Annotated in this window: 17 protein-coding genes; 10 read left to right on the top strand and 7 right to left on the bottom strand. The window is 32.2% G+C overall.

Features of this window, described 5'->3' with window-relative positions; all coding sequences use genetic code 11:
- The first annotated feature begins 430 nt into the window (after positions 1 to 430).
- The 5 genes from D1816_RS10315 (at position 431) to D1816_RS10295 (ending at position 8,638) form a co-directional block, all read left to right on the top strand.
- Positions 431 to 3,457 (top strand): tetratricopeptide repeat protein, encoded by a 3,027-nt coding sequence (locus D1816_RS10315; protein ID WP_118502680.1) that lies wholly within the window; start codon positions 431 to 433, stop codon positions 3,455 to 3,457.
- A gap of 29 nt (positions 3,458 to 3,486) precedes the next feature.
- Positions 3,487 to 5,229, top strand: a complete 1,743-nt coding sequence (locus tag D1816_RS10310; RefSeq protein WP_158597764.1) for a TonB-dependent receptor — start codon at positions 3,487 to 3,489, stop codon at positions 5,227 to 5,229.
- Positions 5,230 to 5,275: 46 nt separating this feature from the next.
- A complete protein-coding gene (locus D1816_RS10305) occupies positions 5,276 to 6,088 on the top strand; it encodes a M23 family metallopeptidase (RefSeq protein WP_118502678.1) in 813 nt (270 codons plus the stop codon).
- Positions 6,089 to 6,170: 82 nt separating this feature from the next.
- Complete coding sequence (locus D1816_RS10300; protein WP_118502676.1) at positions 6,171 to 6,773, top strand: GNAT family N-acetyltransferase; 603 nt, start codon at positions 6,171 to 6,173, stop codon at positions 6,771 to 6,773.
- 74 nt (positions 6,774 to 6,847) lie between these two features.
- Positions 6,848 to 8,638 carry a DUF885 family protein gene (locus D1816_RS10295; protein ID WP_118502674.1) on the top strand — a complete coding sequence of 597 codons (1,791 nt, stop codon included), beginning with the start codon at positions 6,848 to 6,850 and terminating at the stop codon, positions 8,636 to 8,638.
- 55 nt (positions 8,639 to 8,693) lie between these two features.
- Here D1816_RS10295 and D1816_RS10290 read toward each other — a convergent pair whose 3' ends face one another.
- From D1816_RS10290 to D1816_RS10275, 4 genes are all read right to left on the bottom strand, one after another.
- On the bottom strand, positions 8,694 to 8,942 hold the full coding sequence (locus D1816_RS10290) for a hypothetical protein (RefSeq protein ID WP_118502672.1): 249 nt from the start codon (positions 8,940 to 8,942) through the stop codon (positions 8,694 to 8,696).
- Positions 8,943 to 8,971: 29 nt separating this feature from the next.
- Positions 8,972 to 10,036 carry a hypothetical protein gene (locus D1816_RS10285; protein ID WP_118502670.1) on the bottom strand — a complete coding sequence of 355 codons (1,065 nt, stop codon included), beginning with the start codon at positions 10,034 to 10,036 and terminating at the stop codon, positions 8,972 to 8,974.
- Positions 10,037 to 10,550: 514 nt separating this feature from the next.
- Positions 10,551 to 11,039: a GNAT family N-acetyltransferase gene (locus D1816_RS10280; protein WP_118502667.1), complete on the bottom strand. Its 489-nt coding sequence runs from the start codon at positions 11,037 to 11,039 to the stop codon at positions 10,551 to 10,553.
- A 26-nt stretch (positions 11,040 to 11,065) separates the two neighbouring features.
- A complete protein-coding gene (locus D1816_RS10275) occupies positions 11,066 to 11,503 on the bottom strand; it encodes a hypothetical protein (protein WP_118502665.1) in 438 nt (145 codons plus the stop codon).
- 285 nt (positions 11,504 to 11,788) lie between these two features.
- On the opposite strand from D1816_RS10275, the gene D1816_RS10270 reads away from it, so the two are divergent.
- Positions 11,789 to 13,414 carry an amidohydrolase gene (locus D1816_RS10270; protein WP_118502663.1) on the top strand — a complete coding sequence of 542 codons (1,626 nt, stop codon included), beginning with the start codon at positions 11,789 to 11,791 and terminating at the stop codon, positions 13,412 to 13,414.
- A 75-nt stretch (positions 13,415 to 13,489) separates the two neighbouring features.
- Here the strand turns inward: D1816_RS10270 and D1816_RS10265 are convergent, their stop codons facing one another.
- Together D1816_RS10265 and D1816_RS10260 are read right to left on the bottom strand one after the other, a co-directional pair.
- Positions 13,490 to 14,272 (bottom strand): hypothetical protein, encoded by a 783-nt coding sequence (locus D1816_RS10265; protein WP_232517369.1) that lies wholly within the window; start codon positions 14,270 to 14,272, stop codon positions 13,490 to 13,492.
- A gap of 127 nt (positions 14,273 to 14,399) precedes the next feature.
- Positions 14,400 to 15,113: a bifunctional 2-polyprenyl-6-hydroxyphenol methylase/3-demethylubiquinol 3-O-methyltransferase UbiG gene (locus D1816_RS10260; RefSeq protein ID WP_066312520.1), complete on the bottom strand. Its 714-nt coding sequence runs from the start codon at positions 15,111 to 15,113 to the stop codon at positions 14,400 to 14,402.
- A 52-nt stretch (positions 15,114 to 15,165) separates the two neighbouring features.
- On the opposite strand from D1816_RS10260, the gene D1816_RS10255 reads away from it, so the two are divergent.
- Positions 15,166 to 15,684: a YkgJ family cysteine cluster protein gene (locus D1816_RS10255; protein ID WP_066312722.1), complete on the top strand. Its 519-nt coding sequence runs from the start codon at positions 15,166 to 15,168 to the stop codon at positions 15,682 to 15,684.
- A gap of 73 nt (positions 15,685 to 15,757) precedes the next feature.
- On the opposite strand, the gene D1816_RS10250 is transcribed toward D1816_RS10255, so the two are convergent.
- Positions 15,758 to 17,065 carry an exo-beta-N-acetylmuramidase NamZ domain-containing protein gene (locus tag D1816_RS10250; RefSeq protein ID WP_118502661.1) on the bottom strand — a complete coding sequence of 436 codons (1,308 nt, stop codon included), beginning with the start codon at positions 17,063 to 17,065 and terminating at the stop codon, positions 15,758 to 15,760.
- An 8-nt stretch (positions 17,066 to 17,073) separates the two neighbouring features.
- On the opposite strand from D1816_RS10250, the gene D1816_RS10245 reads away from it, so the two are divergent.
- The 3 genes from D1816_RS10245 to D1816_RS10235 all read left to right on the top strand — a co-directional run bounded on the left by D1816_RS10245 (position 17,074) and on the right by D1816_RS10235 (position 20,981).
- On the top strand, positions 17,074 to 18,381 hold the full coding sequence (locus D1816_RS10245; RefSeq protein ID WP_066312516.1) for an ABC transporter permease: 1,308 nt from the start codon (positions 17,074 to 17,076) through the stop codon (positions 18,379 to 18,381).
- 96 nt (positions 18,382 to 18,477) lie between these two features.
- Positions 18,478 to 19,839 carry a pyridoxal-phosphate dependent enzyme gene (locus tag D1816_RS10240; protein WP_118502659.1) on the top strand — a complete coding sequence of 454 codons (1,362 nt, stop codon included), beginning with the start codon at positions 18,478 to 18,480 and terminating at the stop codon, positions 19,837 to 19,839.
- A 161-nt stretch (positions 19,840 to 20,000) separates the two neighbouring features.
- Positions 20,001 to 20,981 (top strand): AraC family transcriptional regulator, encoded by a 981-nt coding sequence (locus tag D1816_RS10235; protein ID WP_066312497.1) that lies wholly within the window; start codon positions 20,001 to 20,003, stop codon positions 20,979 to 20,981.
- Positions 20,982 to 21,001 lie beyond the last annotated feature (20 nt).

Raw genomic sequence — 21,001 nt, 5'->3', positions numbered from 1 at the left:
TATATAAATAGACCATGAGTTAGTAGAACCAAAGTTTTAAATAATTTATTGTAAAATCAGTATAAAATATATATAAAATCGGTTTTTATGTAATAACGTTAATAATGCAAGAAGTTTTGAAAGATGAAATCTCTAAGTACTTAATCTTATAAGAACCATTAATAGTCTAAGATTGACTTATTTTTTTGATATCACAGTCATAAAGAATTCATAATTCTAATAATGAGGTGTAATTATCTCTAAAATGTTTCGTTATTAAAATGAAGATTAGGCTATCTTTAACACAAAATTTATTCGCGGGAAACGATATTTACTTTTAATTAAAAATAAGACTATTAACACCTAACAGGATTTACTCTCTAGTTATATAGATACTTGGTATATCTATAAACAAGGGTTGGTTCTAATTGTTGGTTTTCTAATATATTAGATGAATACTATGAAATACATCGCTTTGATGCTTTTTGTGATTAGCCTGTCAGTCGATTTAACTGCTCAGCAATCCGAAATTTATACGAATGAGTTAGTCTTGTATAATCAGGCACTAGAATTGTATAATAACAAACAATTTCTCGCAGCACAAAATCTTTTTGATAAAGTTCGTGATGCTGTAAATGACGAGAATATTGATGCGAATTGCTCATATTATATAGCAAATTGTGCAGTATGGTTAAATCAAAAAGATGCAGATCAACTTCTTGAAGATTTTGTAGTACAATATCCAACCAGTATTAAACGAAATGCGGCATATTTGGATGCAGCAACCTATTATTTTGATAATGGAAAATACGCTTATGCTAGGAAATGGTATGAAAAAGTAGATCAAGGTAGTTTAAGTAGAACCGAAAAAGAGAAGTATAACTTTAATAACGGTTATGCATACTTTAAAATACAACGGTTTAACGAAGCTAAAAAGTATTTAAACCGAGTTCAAGATTCCCCAGAATATGGGGCTAAAGCAAAGTATTACCTCGGTTTTATAGCCTATGAAGGAGATAATTATCAAGAGGCAGATAAGTTATTTGATGAAGTAAAAGATTTAGATCAATACAATAAAAATCTATCCTATTTTCAGAGTGATATGAATTTTAAATCTGGAAATTTTCAAGAAGCTATTACCGAAGGAATATCGCAATTGCCAAAATCAAAACCATCAGAAAAGTCAGAGTTAAACAAGATCATAGGAGAAAGTTATTTTAATCTTGGTCAATACGATAAAGCAATACCTTACCTTAAAGGATATAAAGGAAGAAAAGGAAAATGGAATAATACAGATTATTATTTCTTGGGATATGCCTATTATAAACAAGGCGATTATCAAAATGCGATTTCTGAATTTAATAAAATTGTAGGGGGTAAAAATGCAACTGCACAAAATGCATATTACCATCTGGCAGAATCATATTTAAAAACAGACCAAAAACAGCAAGCGCTTAATGCGTTTAAAAATGCTTCAGAAATGAATTTTGAAGCTAAAATTAAAGAGGATGCGCTATATAATTATGCCAAATTAAGTTATGAAATAGGGAACTCTTATGAAAGTACACCAAAAGTTTTATTGAGATATCTAGATGAGTATCCGAGCACAGAATTTAAAGAAGAAATCAAAGAGCTTTTGATCAGTTCTTATATAACCTCTAAAAATTATAAGGAGGCAATGGACTTATTAGAAGGTAGCCGCAATTTTGCAGATAAAGAAGTGTATCAAAAAGTAGCTTTTTATCGTGCTATAGAATTATACAACGAAAATAATCATGCAGAGGCGATAACCTATTTTGATAAATCTTTGAAACAACCAGTAGACCCAAATTTTACATCTAGAGCAACATATTGGAAAGCAGAAAGTGAATATCTACTTAACGATTATGATAGTGCTTTAATAGGATTTAAGCAGTTTCAAGGAAGCACAGGAGCTTCAACTACAGTAGAATATCAACAGATAGACTATAATTTAGGATACACATATTTTAAATTGAAACAATATCCACAAGCAGCAAAGTATTTTGAAACTTTTTCTGAAAAAGATAATGTTGATGAAGCTAGACAAATAGATACATACCTTAGGTTAGGTGATAGTCATTTTATTTCTAGTAAATATTGGCCGGCTATGGAAGCCTATAACAAGGCAATCAAGAAAAACGGACCAGATTCTGATTATGCACATTACCAAAAAGCTATTAGTTATGGTTTTGTAAATAAGCATGATAAAAAAATACAGGATTTAGAAATGTTTCTAAAACAATACCCAAGATCAACATATAGAGATGATGCGATGTTTGCTTTAGGAGATGTTTATATTTCAGAAAATAAAACAGAACGCGGTATCCAAGCGTATGATCGTTTGATACGAGATATACCTAGAAGTTCATATGTGCCTAAAGCATTATTAAAACAAGGCCTTGTGTTTTACAATGGAGATCAAGGAAATAAAGCCTTGTCTAAATTCAAAAAAGTAGTAGCAGAGTATCCTGATACAGACGAGGCGTTACAAGCGGTAAATACTGCAAGATTAATTTATGTAGATTTAGGTAGAACCGATGAGTATGCTACTTGGGTAAAAGGGTTAAGTTTTGTTGATGTTAGTGATGCTGATCTGGATAACACCTCATATGAAGCAGCAGAAAAACAGTTTTTAGAAAATAATGATAATGCGGCTATCTCAGGATTTGAAAAATACTTAAATGAATTTCCTAATGGCTTACATACGTTAAAAAGTCATTTTTATCTCGCACAATTATATTTCAAAAATAACGATAAAGATGTAACGATTCCTCATTATGAATATGTGCTTAAAAATGATAGAACAGAATTTACAGAGCAAGCATTGGCAAGATTGTCACAGGTGCATCTAGAAAATCGTAGTTACGAAAAAGCCATCCCGATATTAGAACGTCTAGAAAGTGATGCAGATTATCCGCAAAATATCATTTTTGCACAATCTAATTTAATGAAATCATATTATCAATTATTGAAGTATCAAAAAACAATCGAATATGCAGATAAGGTATTGGCTAATCCTAAAATTCAAAATGATGTAAAAAGTGATGCTAAAATTTTTACTGCAAGAGCAGCATTAAAAACTGTAGATATGGTACGTGCTAAAAAAGCGTATGCCGAAGTACAAAAAATAGCTACAGGAGAATTAGCAGCAGAGGCATTGTATTATGCAGCATATTTTGAAAATGACGAAGGAAAATACAAGTCGTCTAACGAAACTATTCAAAAATTGGCTAAAGATTATCCAGGATACCGATTATATGGTTCTAAAGGATTATTATTAATGGCTAAAAATTTCTACGGACTTAAAGATGCCTATCAAGCCACGTATATTTTGGAAAGTGTGATTAAGAATTTTGCAGATTTTCCTGAAGTAATTGATGAGGCAAGTGCCGAACTCAAAAAAATCAAAGCCAAAGAGGCAAAAACAAATTCATCCATCCAAACTGAAGAGCAGTAGTAATTAGTTTTAAAAATGACGCGTATCTTATGATTAGATATTTTCAAAAAACAATACCTTTTATTTGTATGGGTATAGTAAGTTGGGGAACACTTGCACAAGAAAAAGAAGAAGAAACCCTGGATACAGAACGTGTAGTAATTGTTAAAGCTTATACGCCTACAATTAGCGATGCATTTAAGATAAAATCTACACCGATACTTAATGATTCTGTTACCCAAAAGAAAAAGCAAATACGATACAGTATTTTTTCTGTTCCAGTGGCATCTACTTATACACCTGCAAAAGGAAAAGCGGCTAATATAGATAGACCTAAACGTATTAAGATTTATGATAATTATGCAACATTAGGATTTGGAAACTTTACCTCTGCACTAGCAGAATTTTATAGTAATTTTCAAATCAATCGTTCTGATAATCTAGGGATATACTTGCATCATAATTCTTCGCAAGGGGGTATCGATGAAGTGCAATTAGATGATAAATTTTACAATTCATTTTTAGACGTTAATTATACTTCGCGTAGTAGAAAATATACTTATGGTCTAGAAGTGGGAGCAGAACACCAGTTGTATAATTGGTATGGGTTACCTGAGGTGCCCACATTGACTCAAGAACAAATTGCAGCTATAGATCCTCAACAAAGTTATTTCGGAATTAAATTAGGAGGAAAACTTCAGTTTGATGATTTATACTTTAAAAAAGCTTCTTTAAAATATCGCTTTTTTGGTGATGCTCTAGGGTCTACAGAACATCATGTGGTGGCAAAACCTACATTTGAGTTCGAGATGGGAGATTCATTAATCAATACCAATTTTATTGTAGATTATGTAAGCGGAAGTTTTGATCGTGATCTGGATCCTGTCTTACAAACCCCAAATAATTATGGGATACTTAATTTAGGTGTAAACCCCAGTTTGGTCATTTTAAGAGATAATCTTACGGTGAATTTAGGAGCAGCAGTATATTATAGTATTGATACCGAAAACAGTGATAATGATTTCTTTATTTATCCAAAAGTTACCGCATCGTATAGATTGTTAGATGAGGCTGTAATAGCTTACGGTGGGTTAGAAGGAACATTGCAACAAAACACGTATAGAAATGCAGTGCAAAAGAATCCTTTTGTTTCACCAACATTAATTTTGGAACCTACAAATATGCTTTATGATGCCTATATTGGATTAAAAGGTAAGATTTCAGATATAGTGAGTTATAATGTTCGTGGGAGTTATATTTCTGAAGATGAAAAACCTTTATTTGTTAACAATAGAAGTGCTACACTTCAACTGGAAGGTTACGATTTTGGAAATTCTTTTTCTTATCGTTATGATGATGTAAATACAGTTATAGGTTATGGAGAACTTAATTTTGAAATCAATAAAAAGTTTAAACTAGGAGCGGCTGCAGAATATTTTAGTTATAGTAGTGAAGATGAGCAAGAAGCTTGGAACTTACCAGAAATAAAGGCATCGGTATTAGTAGACTACCAAATCAATAAGCAGTGGTTTTTAGGAGGGCAATTATTTTATGTAGGTGAACGAAAAGATATAGATAATACCGTTGCGGTTGTACCTACAGTTCCCGAAGCAACAGTTACATTAGATTCTTATTTTGATGCTAATATTAACGTCGGCTATCGATTAAATGATCAACTGTCTTTCTTTGTAAAAGGAAATAATTTAGTAGGGGATAATTATGAAAAATGGGTGAATTTTCCTGTTCAGGATATTCAAATCTTAGGAGGAGCAACATATAAGTTTGATTATTAACAAAATCAGGAATAACTTTTGTTATATTTAATAAAAGTAAACCCCTATGAAAAATACTATTCTGATTATTTTAAGTTTATGTTCATTGATTGTCTTTTCGCAAGATAATTTTAAGCTTTATTATGAAGAAACAGATGATGGATTTGTAATTCTAGCAGATAACGATGAGTATAGTCCGGTTTCTGCCAAGATGAATTTTACACTAGAAAATCTTAAATCGTCTAATGGAAATAATAAAGTATTTGTAGTGCCAGCCATGACTAAGCGACATATAATTACTAATTTAAGCGTGATTGATCGAAAAAAACGGGTGAAATTAGGGTATGAGTCGGTGTATAATCATGGTGATCATAATCAAAAAGAGTATGATAAAGATTTCAACTATTATCTTCCGTATGGTAAAGGAAATACATTTTGGCTTTCTCAAGGGTATAATGGAGCTACTTCTCATAAAAATGAAAATGCATTAGATTTTAAAATGCCTATGGGTACCAAGATTTATGCTGCTAGAGGAGGAGTTGTTATAGATGTTGAAGAAAGTAATAGCAAAAGCTGTACAACACCAGAATGTGCGAAACTGAATAATTTTATATTGGTCTATCATAGTGATGGTACTTTTGCAGAATATACACATATCCAAAAAGGCGGAGCCAAAGTTACTGTTGGTGATCAGGTAAAAATTGGTCAGCTAATCGGTTATAGCGGAGATGTAGGTTGGGCAACAGGTCCTCATTTACATTTTATAGTGTTTCTTCAAGAGCTTAAAGATAGGGTTACTTTAAAAACAAAGTTCCTCATAGATACCGGAAAAAAAGCCATTCTACTTTCAGAAAAAGAACAATATACAAGAGCATACTAGCCTTGAATCATTTTATAGGGTTTTTGAGCATAAAATAGGTTGACCTTTAATAGGTGGTAAATTAATTAATATTATTATTTAAATGCTAAATTTTGATTTTTCAAAAGTATATGTGCTCGAAGATGATTTTGTAAAACTTCGACCATTACAAATGAACGATATAGAGCATCTGTTGGATATAGCTAATGAACCTGGTATTTGGGACTACTCATTTATAAAAGGGGATGGCGAAGAGCGGCTTACAGCATATATAAAAACTGCGATAACTAATAGAAAAGCTAAAAAAGAATATCCATTTATTGTATATGATAAAATAAAAGATCAATATGCGGGTAGTACTCGATATTGCGAAATATCATCCATATTATCTGCGATACGATTGGGGTATACCTGGTATGGCTCTGCATTTAGAGGAACAGGGTTAAATAAACATTGTAAATATTTGCTTTTTGAGTTTGCTTTTGAGACCATGGGAGCACAGCGTATAGGGTTAGGTTCGTATGTCGAAAATAAAGTGAGTATCGCTGCAATGCAAAGTGTTGGTTGTAAGCAAGAAGGAGTTTTAAGAGGTGTTTTTCCTGCAATTAATGGTGAAGGAAGAACCGATGGCGTATTATTGAGTATTCTTAAAGATGAATGGTTAGCCGAAGAAAAAGCAAAACTCAAAGCAAAACTTAGGACTTAAGATGTTGTTAAGCTGCAAATCTTCTACAGCAAATTTTGCTATCTTTCAACACTCAAAACAAAACACATAATACCATGATTAAAAGAATACTTGCTGTAGTTTATCTAGCAGTAGTTTTTACCGCGTGTAAAAATGAAGTCACTACAAAAGAACCTGAGGCCACTGTTGATGTTAGTGCCAAGTTTAATAAAATGCTGGATAATTACTATGAAGAAGGACTTAAACTAAACCCTGTACAAGCTACCTTTGCGGGGGATAATCGTTTTAATGATCAGTTTCCTAATCCATTAGCAGATGAAACAGTAGCAAAAGTAAAAGCATATTATACTACATATAAAGAAATGCTAGATCAATTTGATGATGCTTCTCTTTCTGCTAGTGAAAAAATGAGCAAAGCTATCCTAAAATGGGAGTGTGATATTAACCTAGAAGCTTTTAAATTTAAAAAAGAGTATTTCCCAATTGATCAAATGTGGTCGATTAATCTTGTTGCAGGTCAATTAGCAAGTGGTGCAAGTGCACAACCTTTTGAAACGGTAGAAGATTATAATAATTGGCTAAAACGTCTTGAAGGGTATTTAGAATGGTTGGCTTCAGCAGAGTCAAAAATGAAAGAAGGTATGCAAGCGGGATATGTTCTTCCTAAATCTTTAATTACAAAAGTCCTTCCGCAGTTAGAAGCGTTAACAGTAGAAGATTTAGATAAGCATCTTTTTTATACACCAGTCAAAAATTTTCCAGAAGGTTTTTCAGAAGAAGATAAAAAACAACTCACTGAAGCATATACTAAAATGGTTTCAGAAAAAATTGTTCCTGCATACAAAAGTTTACATAAATTCATGAGTGCTGAATATATGGAAGCAGGTAGAGCAAGTTCTGGGATTTCCGATATTCCAAACGGAGCTGATCTGTATAAGTATCAGATTAAATTGTATACTACTACAAATATGACTGCCGATGAGATTCATGAATTAGGATTGTCTGAAGTGGCACGTATTTCTGCAGCAATGGAAAAGGTTAAAAATGAAGTAGGATATAAAGGAGATTTAAAATCATTCTTTGATTATGTACGTACTAAGAAGGAACTAATGCCTTTTAAAGATCCTCAAGAAGTGATCGATAATTTTAATGCGATTCATAACCGCATGAAACCACAGATTGAAAAATTATTCGATGTTAAACCTAAAACGCCTTTTGAGGTACGTCGTACCGAAGCGTTTCGTGAGCAATCTGCAAGTGCAGAATATAACCCAGGTTCTTTAGATGGTACTCGTCCTGGGATTTTTTACACACCAATACCAGATGTAACAAAGTATAATACCTATAGTGATGAGTCTTTGTTTTTGCATGAGGCAATTCCTGGACATCACTATCAAATTTCATTAACGCAAGAAAGTAAAGATCTTCCGCAGTTTAGAAAAACACTTTGGTATAGTGGTTATGGAGAAGGTTGGGCTTTATATAGCGAATCTTTGGGTAAAGAACTTGGATTATATACCGATCCTTATCAATATTTTGGAATGCTAGGAGCAGAGATGCATAGAGCGGTTCGTTTAGTAGTGGATACAGGACTTCATTCTAAAGGTTGGACACGAGAGCAAGCAATACAATATTCTTTGGATAATGAAGCAGAATCTGAAGCGGGAATTACGTCTGAAATTGAACGATATATGGCCAATCCAGGACAAGCATTATCCTATAAAATCGGACAATTGAAAATAAGAGAACTTCGAGCTAAAGCAGAGGTAGCATTAGGAGATAAATTTGATATTCGTCAGTTTCACAATCAAGTCTTAGAAACGGGCTGTGTACCACTAGCGTTGTTAGAAGATAAAATAAGTACTTGGATTATTGCAAGTAAATAACATTAAGTACTTTTTAAATGTTTACACCCAGAATCTATGAATTCTGGGTGTTTTTTTATAAAATTTTACAGTTTACGATAGAAAATATGTACATCAACATATCCTTCTTGATAATGATGAAAACCTTCTGGGGTAATGCCAATGATTTCAAAACCATTGTCCAACCACGTTTTATTGCTCCTTTATTGGTACTTACTACCAGATTAAATTGCATAGCTTTATATCCTACTTCTTTGGCTTTGATTATAGAATGCGCACATAATTGATGCCCAATGCGTAATCCTCTTCGTTCCGATTTTACCATATATGAAGCCTTGTTCGAAGCATGATTTCTTATTTATCGCAATTAAGTTTTTTTAATTGTTCTTCTAATTTTGATTTTTCTTCACCTGTAACTGGACATACTGTATTAATTAGGTATCCTTGAATAGCGGTCTTAAGTTTATTGCAAGTCTCTTTTGAAGGAAACAATCTATAGGATACTTCAGCAAAACCATAATCGCTAGATGCATTAAAGCAAGCTAAAGTAGTATCTTCTGATGTTGATGGCGTTTCGGTATCGCAATTAAGTATCTTTAGTTGTTCTTCTAATTTTAATTTTTCTTCACCTGTAACTGGGCATATTGTATTAATCAAGTATTCTTGAATAGCGGTCTTAAGTTTATTGCAAGTCTCTTTTGAAGGAAATAATCTATGAGATACTTCTGCAAAATTATAATCACTAGATGCATTAAAACAAGCTAAAGTAGTATCTTCTGATGGTGTTTCGGTATCGCAATTAAGTTTTTTTAATTGTTCTTCTAATTTTGATTTTTCTGAACCAGTAACGGGACATACTGTATTAGCTAAGTATTCTTGAATAGCGGTCTTAAGTTTGTTGCAATTCTCTTTTGAAGGAAATAATCTATGGGATACTTCAGCAAAACTATAATCAAGAGACGCATTAAAACAAGTAAGAGAAGAATCCTGTGAGTCTGCATTATCTTTTCCTTTTATAGGACCGATAGATTTAGAAGTCTTCTGTAGATTTTTAGCACCCTTTACGGTTACTTGAACTTCTATATACTTACCAATATCCTCACTTTTTAGAGTATATTGCGATAAAGATTCATTAGGTATTATTACACGTTTTGAGTTATTATCATTGATATCATCTATTCTCCACCATGTGATAGTAACCTTCTTGTTATTTATATAGTCTTCAGTTGTAAAATCTGAAACGGCATAAATCAAATTGAGTATATTTCCCTCAATCGGTTTTGGTTTAGAAATAGTTACAGCATTTATTTTTTGAGGCATTACATTATCATTATCATCATCTTTATCACAAGAAATCGCAGTGTTAGCTATTATTGCGATCATACATAATTTGAATACATTTTTAATTATTCTTTTCATTCTGTTTTTTTAAAATTATAGTTTATTGCTCTTTGCTTACCTAAAACAAATATTTAGACTTATACCCTACTTTTTTTAAAAAATATAGAATATCTGATTTTAAGTTTTAAGGTAGGAGTGAAGTAATGATTTTCAGAAATTATACTTGCCAAAGAGGGATTGTGGCAATAAAAAAAATACTAAAAACAACATAAAATAACAGTAAAAAGAAGCATCATTATTAACTATTGTAACTAAACAAAGACAGAATGCAGTATCACAAATATCTTGATAAAGAGATTACTTATAGGATCAGGTGCTATAGAATCTGCCCATAAAGATGTATTACAACTATTAAAATTACCTGAATAACAATCGATAGTGGAAGGGTTTCCCAAAATAGGGCAAAACCAATGGTAGTTTACAAAATAAAACAAGAACAGAGAGTCAAACAATTATACCAAAGCGTCATAAATCGAAATTTATCTCACATCTAACCCACCAAAAATCTATTGATTCTGGGTGTATTTTTAGTTTAGAGTTTACGATAGAAAATATGAGCATCAACATATCCTTCCTGATAATGATGAAAACCTTCTGGGATAGTGCCAATAATTTTAAAACCATTATCTAACCATGTTTTTATTGCTCCTTTGTTTGTGCTTACTACTAAGTTAAATTGCATAGCTTTATATCCTACTTCTTTGGCTTTGATTATAGAATGCGCACATAATTGATGTCCGATTCGTAATCCTCTTCGTTCTGATTTTACCATATACGAAGCATTTGCGATATGATTGCCATAACCTGGTTGATTATCTTTAAAAATATACGCACCTACAACTTCATTTTCTATAGTAGCGACATAGATATGGTTTGTAAGATTAATCCAGCTTTTTTCAATTGTTGCTCTTGTTGAAGTATGATTATATGAAAAGTAAATCTTTTGTGCCATAACATCATGCCACATCTGCCAGATAAACTCTAGGTCATCAGCTTCAGCTCTACGAATAGTAATATCCATATATTGGTTTCTTCAGTTAGTGTTATTTAATTGGGCCAGTCATAGTCGTTATCGTCGTTAAACGGAACTCCAATCTCGATATTAATTACAACTCCAAATTCTACATTAAGTGTAATCCAATAGTCATCATTGCTATGGGTTGCAAAAAAATCATAGTCCTCAATTTCCCAATCAGAAATAATGTCTCCAAATATTTTATCTTTTACAAAGTCTATTTTTGAATTTATAATAGCATGTCCATTAAATTCTAATTTTGGATTCGAGGTTTGCAAATATCCTAGACGATTATCCTCATTCTTGTATATAGTTAGTCTTAATTTTTGATCATTATATTCTAAAAGTTGTTGATCGTCGTCGTCGTCACTAATTCTTTTTCTATCTGGCATTCCTAGCACTTCATAAACCTCTTTTTTAGACATTCCGAATGTAAGATTATCTAAGCCCAGTTTTGGTTTTAAATCCATGTGTTTATTTTTTTAGTTTATACAAATTAAAGAAAAGAAGAACTATAATCACGATAGTTTTAAGTTTTTACCATAAGGTTATGATAAAGGTTATAAGTAATAAAAAAGAATAGTATTTATTTGTTCTTTTCTAATTCTAATAAAGCGCATTTTTGTAAGTCGTTTTTTGCTTAATTTATCTCTTAGGATTTTGTAAGTCAATCTTTATTAAGAAAACCTTAACCTTTTAAAATATAGATATTCCTACTTTTAAGCACTATTACATACATCAAACTCAAATACACAATGCAAAAAGTTATTCTATTATTTAGTATTACACTGTTTTTTATTTCTTGTCAAGAACCCAAAAAAGATGCAGATCTTTTGGTATTAAATGCAAACATATATACAGTAGATGATGATAAACCAAAAGCAGAAGCTTTTGTAATTAAAGACGGAAAATTTATAGCGGTTGGAACAAGTGAAACATTAATGAAACAATATAATGTTTCTGATACTTTGGACGCAAATGGAAAAACTATCGTTCCAGGATTGATAGATGCACACTGTCATTTTTATAGATTAGGATTACAGCAGCAAAAAGTTGATTTAAGAGGGACCAAAAGTTATGATGAGGTACTAGAACGTATCGTATCATTTCAAAAAGAAAATAATGTAGCTTTTATAACAGGTAGAGGTTGGGATCAAAATGATTGGGAAGTGAAAGAGTTCCCAACCAAAGAAAAATTAGATAGTTTATTTCCTAACATCCCTGTAGCGATGCGACGTGTTGATGGTCATGCTTTGTTGGTAAATCAAAAAGCATTGGATCTGGCTAAAATTACGGTAAATACCAAAGTTGAAGGAGGGGATATTATTATAAAAGAAGGTAAACTTACAGGAGTGCTTATTGATAACCCAATGAGGTTAATAGAATCAACTATACCAGAGCCTAGAGTTCACGAACAAGTTCAAGCTTTAAAAGAAGCCGAAAAAATTAATTTCAGTTATGGTTTAACTACTGTTGATGATGCAGGATTGAGTCCTCAGGTAATACAATTAATTGATAGCTTACAAAACAAAGAAGAGCTTAGTATCAGGATGTATGCCATGGTTAGTAATGTGCCAGAATATGTGGACTATTATTTAAAAAATGGAGTGCATAAAACAGATAAATTGAATGTCTCATCTTTTAAAGTGTATGCAGATGGGGCTTTGGGATCTCGTGGTGCTACTTTAAAAGAACCATATAGCGACCAAGATGAACATTTTGGAGCTATGGTAATTGGCAATGCAGAATTTAAAGCATTAGCAAAAAAACTGGCGGGATCTCCTTTTCAAATGAATACACACGCTATTGGTGATTCTGCGAACGCTGTTGTCATGAAAACGTATTACGAAGTTTTACAAAACAAATCGGATCGTAGATGGAGAGTGGAGCATGCACAAGTAGTAGCTCCAGAAGAGTTTGAGATTTTAAATGATAATTTAGTCATGAGTGTACAACCTACTCATGCTACTAGTGATATGTATTGGGCAGATGAACGATTAGGAAACGAACGTATTAAGGGAGCTTATGCTTATAAAAAGTTATTAGAAAAAACCGGTAAAGTAGCTTTAGGTACTGATTACCCTGTAGAACAAGTAAGTCCTTTTTATACTTTTTATGCAGCAGTAGCAAGAAAAGATCTAAAACAATACCCAGAAGGTGGTTTTCAAAAAGAAAATGCGCTTACACGAGAAGAGACTTTAAAAGGAATGACAATATGGGCGGCTTACAGTAATTTTGAAGAAACAGAGAAAGGGAGTATAAGCATAGGTAAATTTGCCGATTTTGTAATCCTGGAAGAGAATATTATGGAAGTAGATGAAGATAGGATTCCGAATATCAAAGTGAATGCAACGTATTTAGATGGTAAAAAAGTTTTTTAAATAATAAGAAATAACTCCATTAAAAAAGCATCACTCTGTATTAAAGTGATGCTTTTTTGGTAGTATTTTGTTTTTTTATCTTCCTCCGTTAGCACGTAAATCTGCGATACATTGTGCATCTAATTCGGGTACTATTTCTCCCATTCCCATCATACCGCTGGCAAATTCTATTGCAGCTTCCATAAGGCAACTCTCTACGTTACAGTGACCACCTGCTTCTGGATCTTCATGATCAGATTGTAAAGGAGTACCGATGTTAACTAATCCCATAAGGTGCGCAAATTCATGATTGAGTGTTGCTGTTTCTATCGTAGGAAGAGATGGAGCTCCAGGTCTTGTGCTAAGTCTACGTAGTGTGCTTTCATAAATAACCATAGACGTATTTCTATAGGCTGTTCCTAATGTTACCTGCGTATTGGTGTCTCCTTCATTATTTCCATCAGCAAAGTACACATAAACCGTTATTTCATCCCCCGCATTAAATAGACCTCTATTTCCATCTTCAATTTCTCTGATTTCGTCTACGGTAAAAGGAGCTCTATTAGACGAAGCTACAGAGCGCTGGTTGATGGTGATTCCATCTGGTTTAAATATTCTATTTTCTAAAAACTGTCTAAAAGCATCTACTGCAGTAGATGTAGGCTCAAACCCTTGAACAGATACGATTTCTATTGTTATACTTTTAAATTGATTATCACTTAAAAGATCATTAGCAGAACTCCCAAGAGGTTGTCTGTTAGCAACATTAAAAGAATTTGGTGTATTGTTGTTATCTGGGGCTGCATCATCATCGTTAGAACAACTTACTAGTAAAAATGAAGTGATAAATAGATAACTTAGAAACTTTGTAATTTGCACGGGATATAGTTTTTAGTGAATAATAGTTAGTAAATAAAAAAGTTTAGTAGATGATTGTTTAAAAATAGGAGTTTACCCACAAATAGTATACCACTATGACATTACTTACTTTTTTAATTGCTAAAAATTAGTTAATTATTGTACATTTAACTAGGTAGTCGTTATTTTCTCCTTCAGATAACAATTCACATAAAAATCCATGGGTATTTGCTGCATTTTGTAATGTGTTATAATCTATATACAACCAATCAAACCAATCTGATTCTAAATTTTTGTACTTAAGTTTGTATTGCATTTCTCCGTAATATCCGGCAGAAGCATCAACCCAGAATCCCCCATCATTATCAGTAAACAAATATGAGATATCAGAAGAATCTATAAGAATTTGTCCTTTTGGTGCGAGAAGTGTTTTTATGTGGCTGAAAAATCGATCGATATTTGATAAATTACCTATAATTCCGCTTCCATTCATTAAAAATAGTAGCGTATCATATGTAGTATTTTTCAATTCGAATATATCCTGAATTATAGCTTTTTGTAGTCCTCTTTTTTTGCAAATATCTATAGCTCCAGCTGAAATATCAATAGCAGTCACATCTATATCTCGAGTATTTTGAAGATACAAGCTATGACTTCCTGCTCCAGAGCCAACATCAAGTACTTTTCCATAAGATAAATCCAATGCTTTTTTTTCTAGTTCAGGCATTTCATTATAGGATCTAAATAGATATGGTATGGGTATAATATCATCATCAAAATCAGGAGCTTGTACTATGATATCTTCAGTGTATTTCTGATTGTAAAAGTCTTTAATGGCTTCTCCAAAAATGTCTTTATTCATAATTACTGTTTCCTAAATGATAATTCATTGGTTTAGTTGTAATTTTGCATCTATGCAGCAATTTATAGATCAATTACCAAAACTGGCCAAAGATAAACATAACGAGAATAAAAAGTTCTTTACTAAGCTCAAAAAAAAGCCACCAAAGAAGTTAGACGAAATCATGCAAGATTTGCACCAAGATGAGTTTGAAAAAACAGATTGTTTAGCGTGTGGTAATTGTTGTAGAACTACTGGTCCATTATTTTTAGATAAAGATGTAGAACGAATTGCTAAGCATTTTAGAATGAAATCTAGTCAATTTGAAGCACAGTATTTACGAAGAGATGAAGATGGAGATTTGGTATTGCAAGAAACACCTTGCGCTTTTCTGGGAGATGATAATTATTGTTCAATTTATGACGTAAGACCAAAGGCTTGTAGAGAATATCCACATACAGATCGCAAGAAGTTTCAGCAAATTTCTGATTTAACCTTAAAAAATGTAGCTATATGCCCTGCTGCTTATAATATCGTTGAAAAAATGAAAGCGACTATAGATCTTGAACATAAAAGTAATAGAAGGGCTTAAGCGATTATTAATATTGTTGTGAGTTGATGATTCTTTGATCCAAAAGTGTTTACTCGTAATTATCCAAATCATCTTATTTGTACAAAAGATATTGTTGTCTTTTGATTTTATACGCTTTTAAATCTTCGCTCCAAGATTTCTTGATTTCCTGAACACTTATTCCATCTTGAATTTGTTGCTGTAGTTTCTCTGTTCCAGCATGAAGTGTAAAAGATTTGGTATTAAAGAATTTGTCTTTGTCGTTTGAGTTTTTATAGGCATTTACTAACCACCATAAATTTATAGAGCTAAGCCATTTTGTTTTTCTTAAATCATTACCATAACAAACTTCTCCGCGATGTTTAGGATATTTTGCTCCAAAATTTGGTTTTGGAATGTATGCAAAATTATAATGCTCTATCGCTAGATCAGGAGATCCAAAAATTTGAAATTGTTTTTCGGTGCCTCGACCAGCATTTATAGTAGTACCTTCAAAAAAACCTAAACTTGGATATAGATTTATAGCTTTATCATTAGGTAAGTTTGGAGAAGGTCTAATCGGTAAATTATAAGAACTTTTATGGGTATAGTTTTTAAGAGGTATAATCGTAATTTCACAAGTAAGATCTTTGCCTAGCCAGCCTTCACCATTAATCATTTTAGCGTACTCACCTATAGTCATACCATGTACGAGTGGGATAGGGTGTACTCCTAAAAAACTTGAATGTTTAGGCTCTAAGGTAGGTCCATCTATATAATGCGCATTTGGGTTAGGTCTATCCAGAATTAAAACAGGAATATTGTTCTCTGCACAAGCTTGCATAACATAATGTAATGTTGATATATAGGTGTAAAACCTAACGCCAACATCTTGTATGTCAAAAACAACCATGTCAATACCAGATAGGGATGCTACAGAGGGTTTCTTGTCTTTGCCATGTAGTGAAAAAATAGGCAGACCAGTTTTAATATCCTTGCTATTTGCAACTAGTTCACCGGCATCTGCTTTGCCTCTAAAACCATGTTCTGGGGCGAATACCTTTTGTATTTTAATATTTCTAGATAATAAAGAATCAACTAAATGTGTGTACTGTTTAAATTCTGTAGATTCAATCCCTCCTTGCTCTTCAATAAGCATGTTAAGATTTGGATATCTAAAAATGACTGAAGTTTGATTACCAACTATGGCTACTTTTTTACCTTCTAATATCGGAAGATAAAGTTCTGTTTGGTTTGCACCCACAATAATTGGTGCAGTAATTTGAACACTATCTTTAGTAATAGTATTTAATTGTCTTACATTTTGACCTTGTGCAAATGTTTTTGTTACACTTCCATGAAAAATAAGAAGGGTACAAAAGAATAAAAATGTATTTTTGAATGCATTTCTAATAAAAATCATAGTTAAGCTTGAATTTCGAGTATTTTATCGCCAAACGCCTTATCAAAGGTAAGGAACATAAAAGTAGCATTTCGACACCAATTATAAAAATTGCGATTTCGGCTATTGCTATTGGTATGGTTATGATGCTTATTACAATTGCTACTGGCATAGGTTTACAACGAAAAATAAGAGAAAAAGTTGCAGCGTTTAACGGACATGTGCTAATATCAAGCTTTGATAATAATAGTAGTTTAGAATCTTTAATTCCAATTTCGAAAGATCAAAAGTTTTACTCCAAAGAATTTAAAGCTCTAGTAGAAAATTCAGATTGGACAAATTGGATAGAAAAAGGAAGTCCATCTATATTCCCAGAGGTAAAAGGAATCGCTCATATGCAAGGAGTTGCAACTAAAATGGGTATCATACGAACTGAAACTGATTTTGATGGTGTCGTTGTTAAGGGTGTAGGCAAAGATTATAATTGGAGTTACTTTAAAGAGTATTTAATAGAAGGTAGAATACCCGATTTTAGGAATGAACTAAATGAAGAGATTTTATTATCCTCACATATAGCAAGTCGTTTAGGACTTACTGTAGGTGATAAAGCCATTACATATTTTTTAAAAAAGAATTCTGTTTCAAATTCTAAAACATATATTAGGGCGTTTAAAATAGTTGGGATTTATAGTTCAGGTTTTCAAGAGTTTGACGAGAAATTTCTTTTTGCAGATATACGGCATATTCAAAAAATGAATAAATGGCAGACTAATGAGATCGGTAATTTTGAAGTCTTTATTGACGATTTTACTGCGATTGATACTAAAGGCCAGGAAATCTACGAAAATATACCTTCTACACTTGATAGTCAAACAATAACGTTGAAGTATGCAATGATTTTTGAATGGCTTAAACTTTTTGATCTCAATATTATTGGGATCATTGGGATTATTATTCTAGTAGCTGGGATTAATATGATTACGGCATTACTGGTTTTGATTTTAGAAAAAACACCTATGATAGGTATTCTTAAAGCATTAGGTAGTTCTGATTGGAGCATTAGAAAGATGTTTTTATATAATGCAGCTTATTTAATTTTAATAGGTCTTTTTTGGGGTAATCTTATAGGTATAGGCTTGTTGTTAATTCAAGATTACTACGGGGTAGTTGGACTTAACCCCGAGACGTATTATGTAGATACAGCTCCCGTATATATAAACCTTGGTTATATATTATTGCTTAATGTAGGGACTATACTTTTATGTCTAATAATGCTATTAATTCCTTCATATATCGTTTCAAAAATATCTCCTACAAAATCAATTCGATTTCAATAATATCGATTATCTATTTAAAATTTTTGCATCGGTAATCTAGATTGTATCTTTGTACGATTAAATGACCTATTTCTTTAGGTTGCTAAATATACACTAGTGGAATACGCAGAAAATATATTAGAAACTATAGGCAATACACCTATGGTTAAAATGAATGCATTGGTAAAAGATGTTGATGCATTGGTGTTGGCTAAATATGAAACATTTAACCCAGGGAATTCTGTAAAAGATAGAATGGCGTTAAAAATGATAGAAGATGCTGAAGCTGATGGAAGGTTAAAACCTGGTGGTACTATTATCGAAGGGACCTCTGGTAATACAGGTATGGGGTTAGCGTTGGTGGCGATTATCAAAGGATATAAATTGATTTGTGTTTTGGCGGATAAGCAATCCAAAGAAAAAATGGACATTCTGCGCGCAGTTGGCGCTAAAGTTATGGTTTGCCCAACAAATGTAGAACCCGAAGATCCAAGATCGTATTATTCTGTATCAAAAAGATTAGCAGAGGAAACTCCAAATTCATGGTATGTAAATCAATACGATAATCCATCTAATGCTTTGGCGCATTATGAAAGTACCGGTCCTGAAATTTGGAAACAAACAGATGGCAAGATTACCCATTTTATTGTTGGTGTAGGCACAGGTGGAACCATTTCTGGTGTAGGAAAGTATCTAAAAGAACAAAACCCTAATGTTAAAATTTGGGGGATAGATACTTATGGGTCAGTTTTTAAAAAATACCATGAAACAGGTGTTTTTGATGAAAACGAAATTTATTCCTACATAACAGAAGGTATTGGTGAAGATATTTTGCCTAAAAATGTGGATTTTTCTGTTATAGATGGGTTTACAAAAGTAACCGATAAGGATGCTGCAATATATACTCAAAGACTGGCCAAAGAAGAAGGAATGTTTTTAGGAAATAGTGCAGGTGCGGCTATAAAAGGATTACTTCAGTTAAAAGAAAATTTTACTAAAGATGATGTCGTAGTAGTCTTATATCACGATCATGGTAGCCGATATGTTGGTAAAATGTTTAATGATGATTGGATGCGTGAGAGAGGCTTTCTTGAAGAAGAAGTTTCTAATGCCGAAGGCTTAATAAAGGATCATGCAGATAAACCATTAATTACCGTAAAAACAGAAGAACTTGTTTCTCATGCGATTGAACGTATGCGTAAATTTCAAATTTCACAAATACCGGTAATCGATACTGATGGTTTTGTAGGATCTGTAGATGAAAGTGCTTTATTTAAAGCTTTTATGGAAAATAAAGATATGGATAGTACTCCTATCAAAGAAGTGATGAAAGAACCTTTTCCTATAGTAAAAGCTAAAACGTCACTAGATGAGATATCTAAACTTATTAAAAATGGAAATCCAGCAGTTCTTGTAGCGTTAGAAAATGGCAAGCATCACATTATCACAAAATATGACGTAATCAGTCATATAAAATAAATTATTATATTTATATCAAGTTTAATATACCCCCTTTATTAGTGTACGCGCTGATAAAGGGGTTGTTTATATCTGTCGATCTTTTACAAAGGCTAATACGCAACTTAAATGAAAAGTATTGATCTTATAAGAATATAAACATATGTAAAACCTAAATGAGGATGTATAAATATTCGTTTGATTTTTCAGATATAGATAAGTTAAGAAACTATTTTAGATCACAATTAGATCCAAATAGCACTTCTGATCATATCTATTTTCCACCTGAAATAGGAGAAGGGTATTTATCATATTATAAAATCTCGCCCGAGGTTTTTTTGTTGGTCAATAATTATAAGGCAAATGCAGATATAGAGTATATAAGACAACCTATAAACGAACGAGATATTATTCTTCATTTTAGAAAGTATGCATTAGATCATCAACTAGAGAAAGATCAAATTATAAGTACATATTCTGATAGCTATACGCCAGGCAATATGAGGTGTATGGATTCACAGCAGGGTGAGCAGGTTTTTATTCCAAAAGGAGCAGTAGTTAAATCAACAATGATAGTGCTTAAAAGTTCGTATACACGGTCTTATTTTATGAAGAATAATGATATGGCCGAACGCGTAGATACTTATATACGATATTCTCATCAACACATCAACAAGTTTTACCTTTCTTATAAACAATCTAATCTTTTTGATCAGATTGTGCAACCAGATATTAATAGGGTTGAAAATTATTTATATTATATATCAAGAGGAATCCGATTATTAGAGACATTTTGGAAAGATGTTTTAAAGTGGGAGACAGAGAGTAATCCATTTAATATTAATAGTGCACAAGTTGGTAATATTTATAAAGTAAGTAACTATCTTAAGAACAATTTACATGAACCATTTATAGGAGTAGATCAGCTTGCTGCGATGGCTCACATGAGTCGAACAAATTTCTTTAATATGTTTAAAGAAATTCATAATCAAACTCCGCTAGAATTTTTTAATAATAAAAAATTAGAAAGCTCTTACAATATGATATTTGGTGAGGGGTTACCTCTTAAAGAGGTTATGGATACGCTTAATTATTCTAACTCATCTAAATTTAAAAAATCCTTTTTCAATAAGTTTGATATCTATCCTGATATTAATTTATAAAAATAAAGATGGCTATCAAA

Origin of the sequence: Aquimarina sp. AD10 (genome assembly GCF_003443715.1) — a bacterium.
GTDB lineage: Bacteria > Bacteroidota > Bacteroidia > Flavobacteriales > Flavobacteriaceae > Aquimarina > Aquimarina aggregata.
Note: the sequence above shows the minus strand (reverse complement) of the source record. Positions and strands in the feature narration are given on the sequence as shown.

Bases quoted from the DNA above. Each gene is read 5' to 3' on its own strand.
- D1816_RS10315 (WP_118502680.1), top strand. From the start codon at position 431: ATGAATACTATGAAATACATCGCTTTGATGCTTTTTGTGATTAGCCTG.
- D1816_RS10310 (WP_158597764.1), top strand. From the start codon at position 3,487: ATGATTAGATATTTTCAAAAAACAATACCTTTTATTTGTATGGGTATA.
- D1816_RS10305 (WP_118502678.1), top strand. From the start codon at position 5,276: ATGAAAAATACTATTCTGATTATTTTAAGTTTATGTTCATTGATTGTC.
- D1816_RS10300 (WP_118502676.1), top strand. From the start codon at position 6,171: ATGCTAAATTTTGATTTTTCAAAAGTATATGTGCTCGAAGATGATTTT.
- D1816_RS10295 (WP_118502674.1), top strand. From the start codon at position 6,848: ATGATTAAAAGAATACTTGCTGTAGTTTATCTAGCAGTAGTTTTTACC.
- D1816_RS10290 (WP_118502672.1), bottom strand. From the start codon at position 8,942: ATGGTAAAATCGGAACGAAGAGGATTACGCATTGGGCATCAATTATGT.
- D1816_RS10285 (WP_118502670.1), bottom strand. From the start codon at position 10,036: ATGAAAAGAATAATTAAAAATGTATTCAAATTATGTATGATCGCAATA.
- D1816_RS10280 (WP_118502667.1), bottom strand. From the start codon at position 11,039: ATGGATATTACTATTCGTAGAGCTGAAGCTGATGACCTAGAGTTTATC.
- D1816_RS10275 (WP_118502665.1), bottom strand. From the start codon at position 11,503: ATGGATTTAAAACCAAAACTGGGCTTAGATAATCTTACATTCGGAATG.
- D1816_RS10270 (WP_118502663.1), top strand. From the start codon at position 11,789: ATGCAAAAAGTTATTCTATTATTTAGTATTACACTGTTTTTTATTTCT.
- D1816_RS10260 (WP_066312520.1), bottom strand. From the start codon at position 15,113: ATGAATAAAGACATTTTTGGAGAAGCCATTAAAGACTTTTACAATCAG.
- D1816_RS10255 (WP_066312722.1), top strand. From the start codon at position 15,166: ATGCAGCAATTTATAGATCAATTACCAAAACTGGCCAAAGATAAACAT.
- D1816_RS10250 (WP_118502661.1), bottom strand. From the start codon at position 17,065: ATGATTTTTATTAGAAATGCATTCAAAAATACATTTTTATTCTTTTGT.
- D1816_RS10235 (WP_066312497.1), top strand. From the start codon at position 20,001: ATGTATAAATATTCGTTTGATTTTTCAGATATAGATAAGTTAAGAAAC.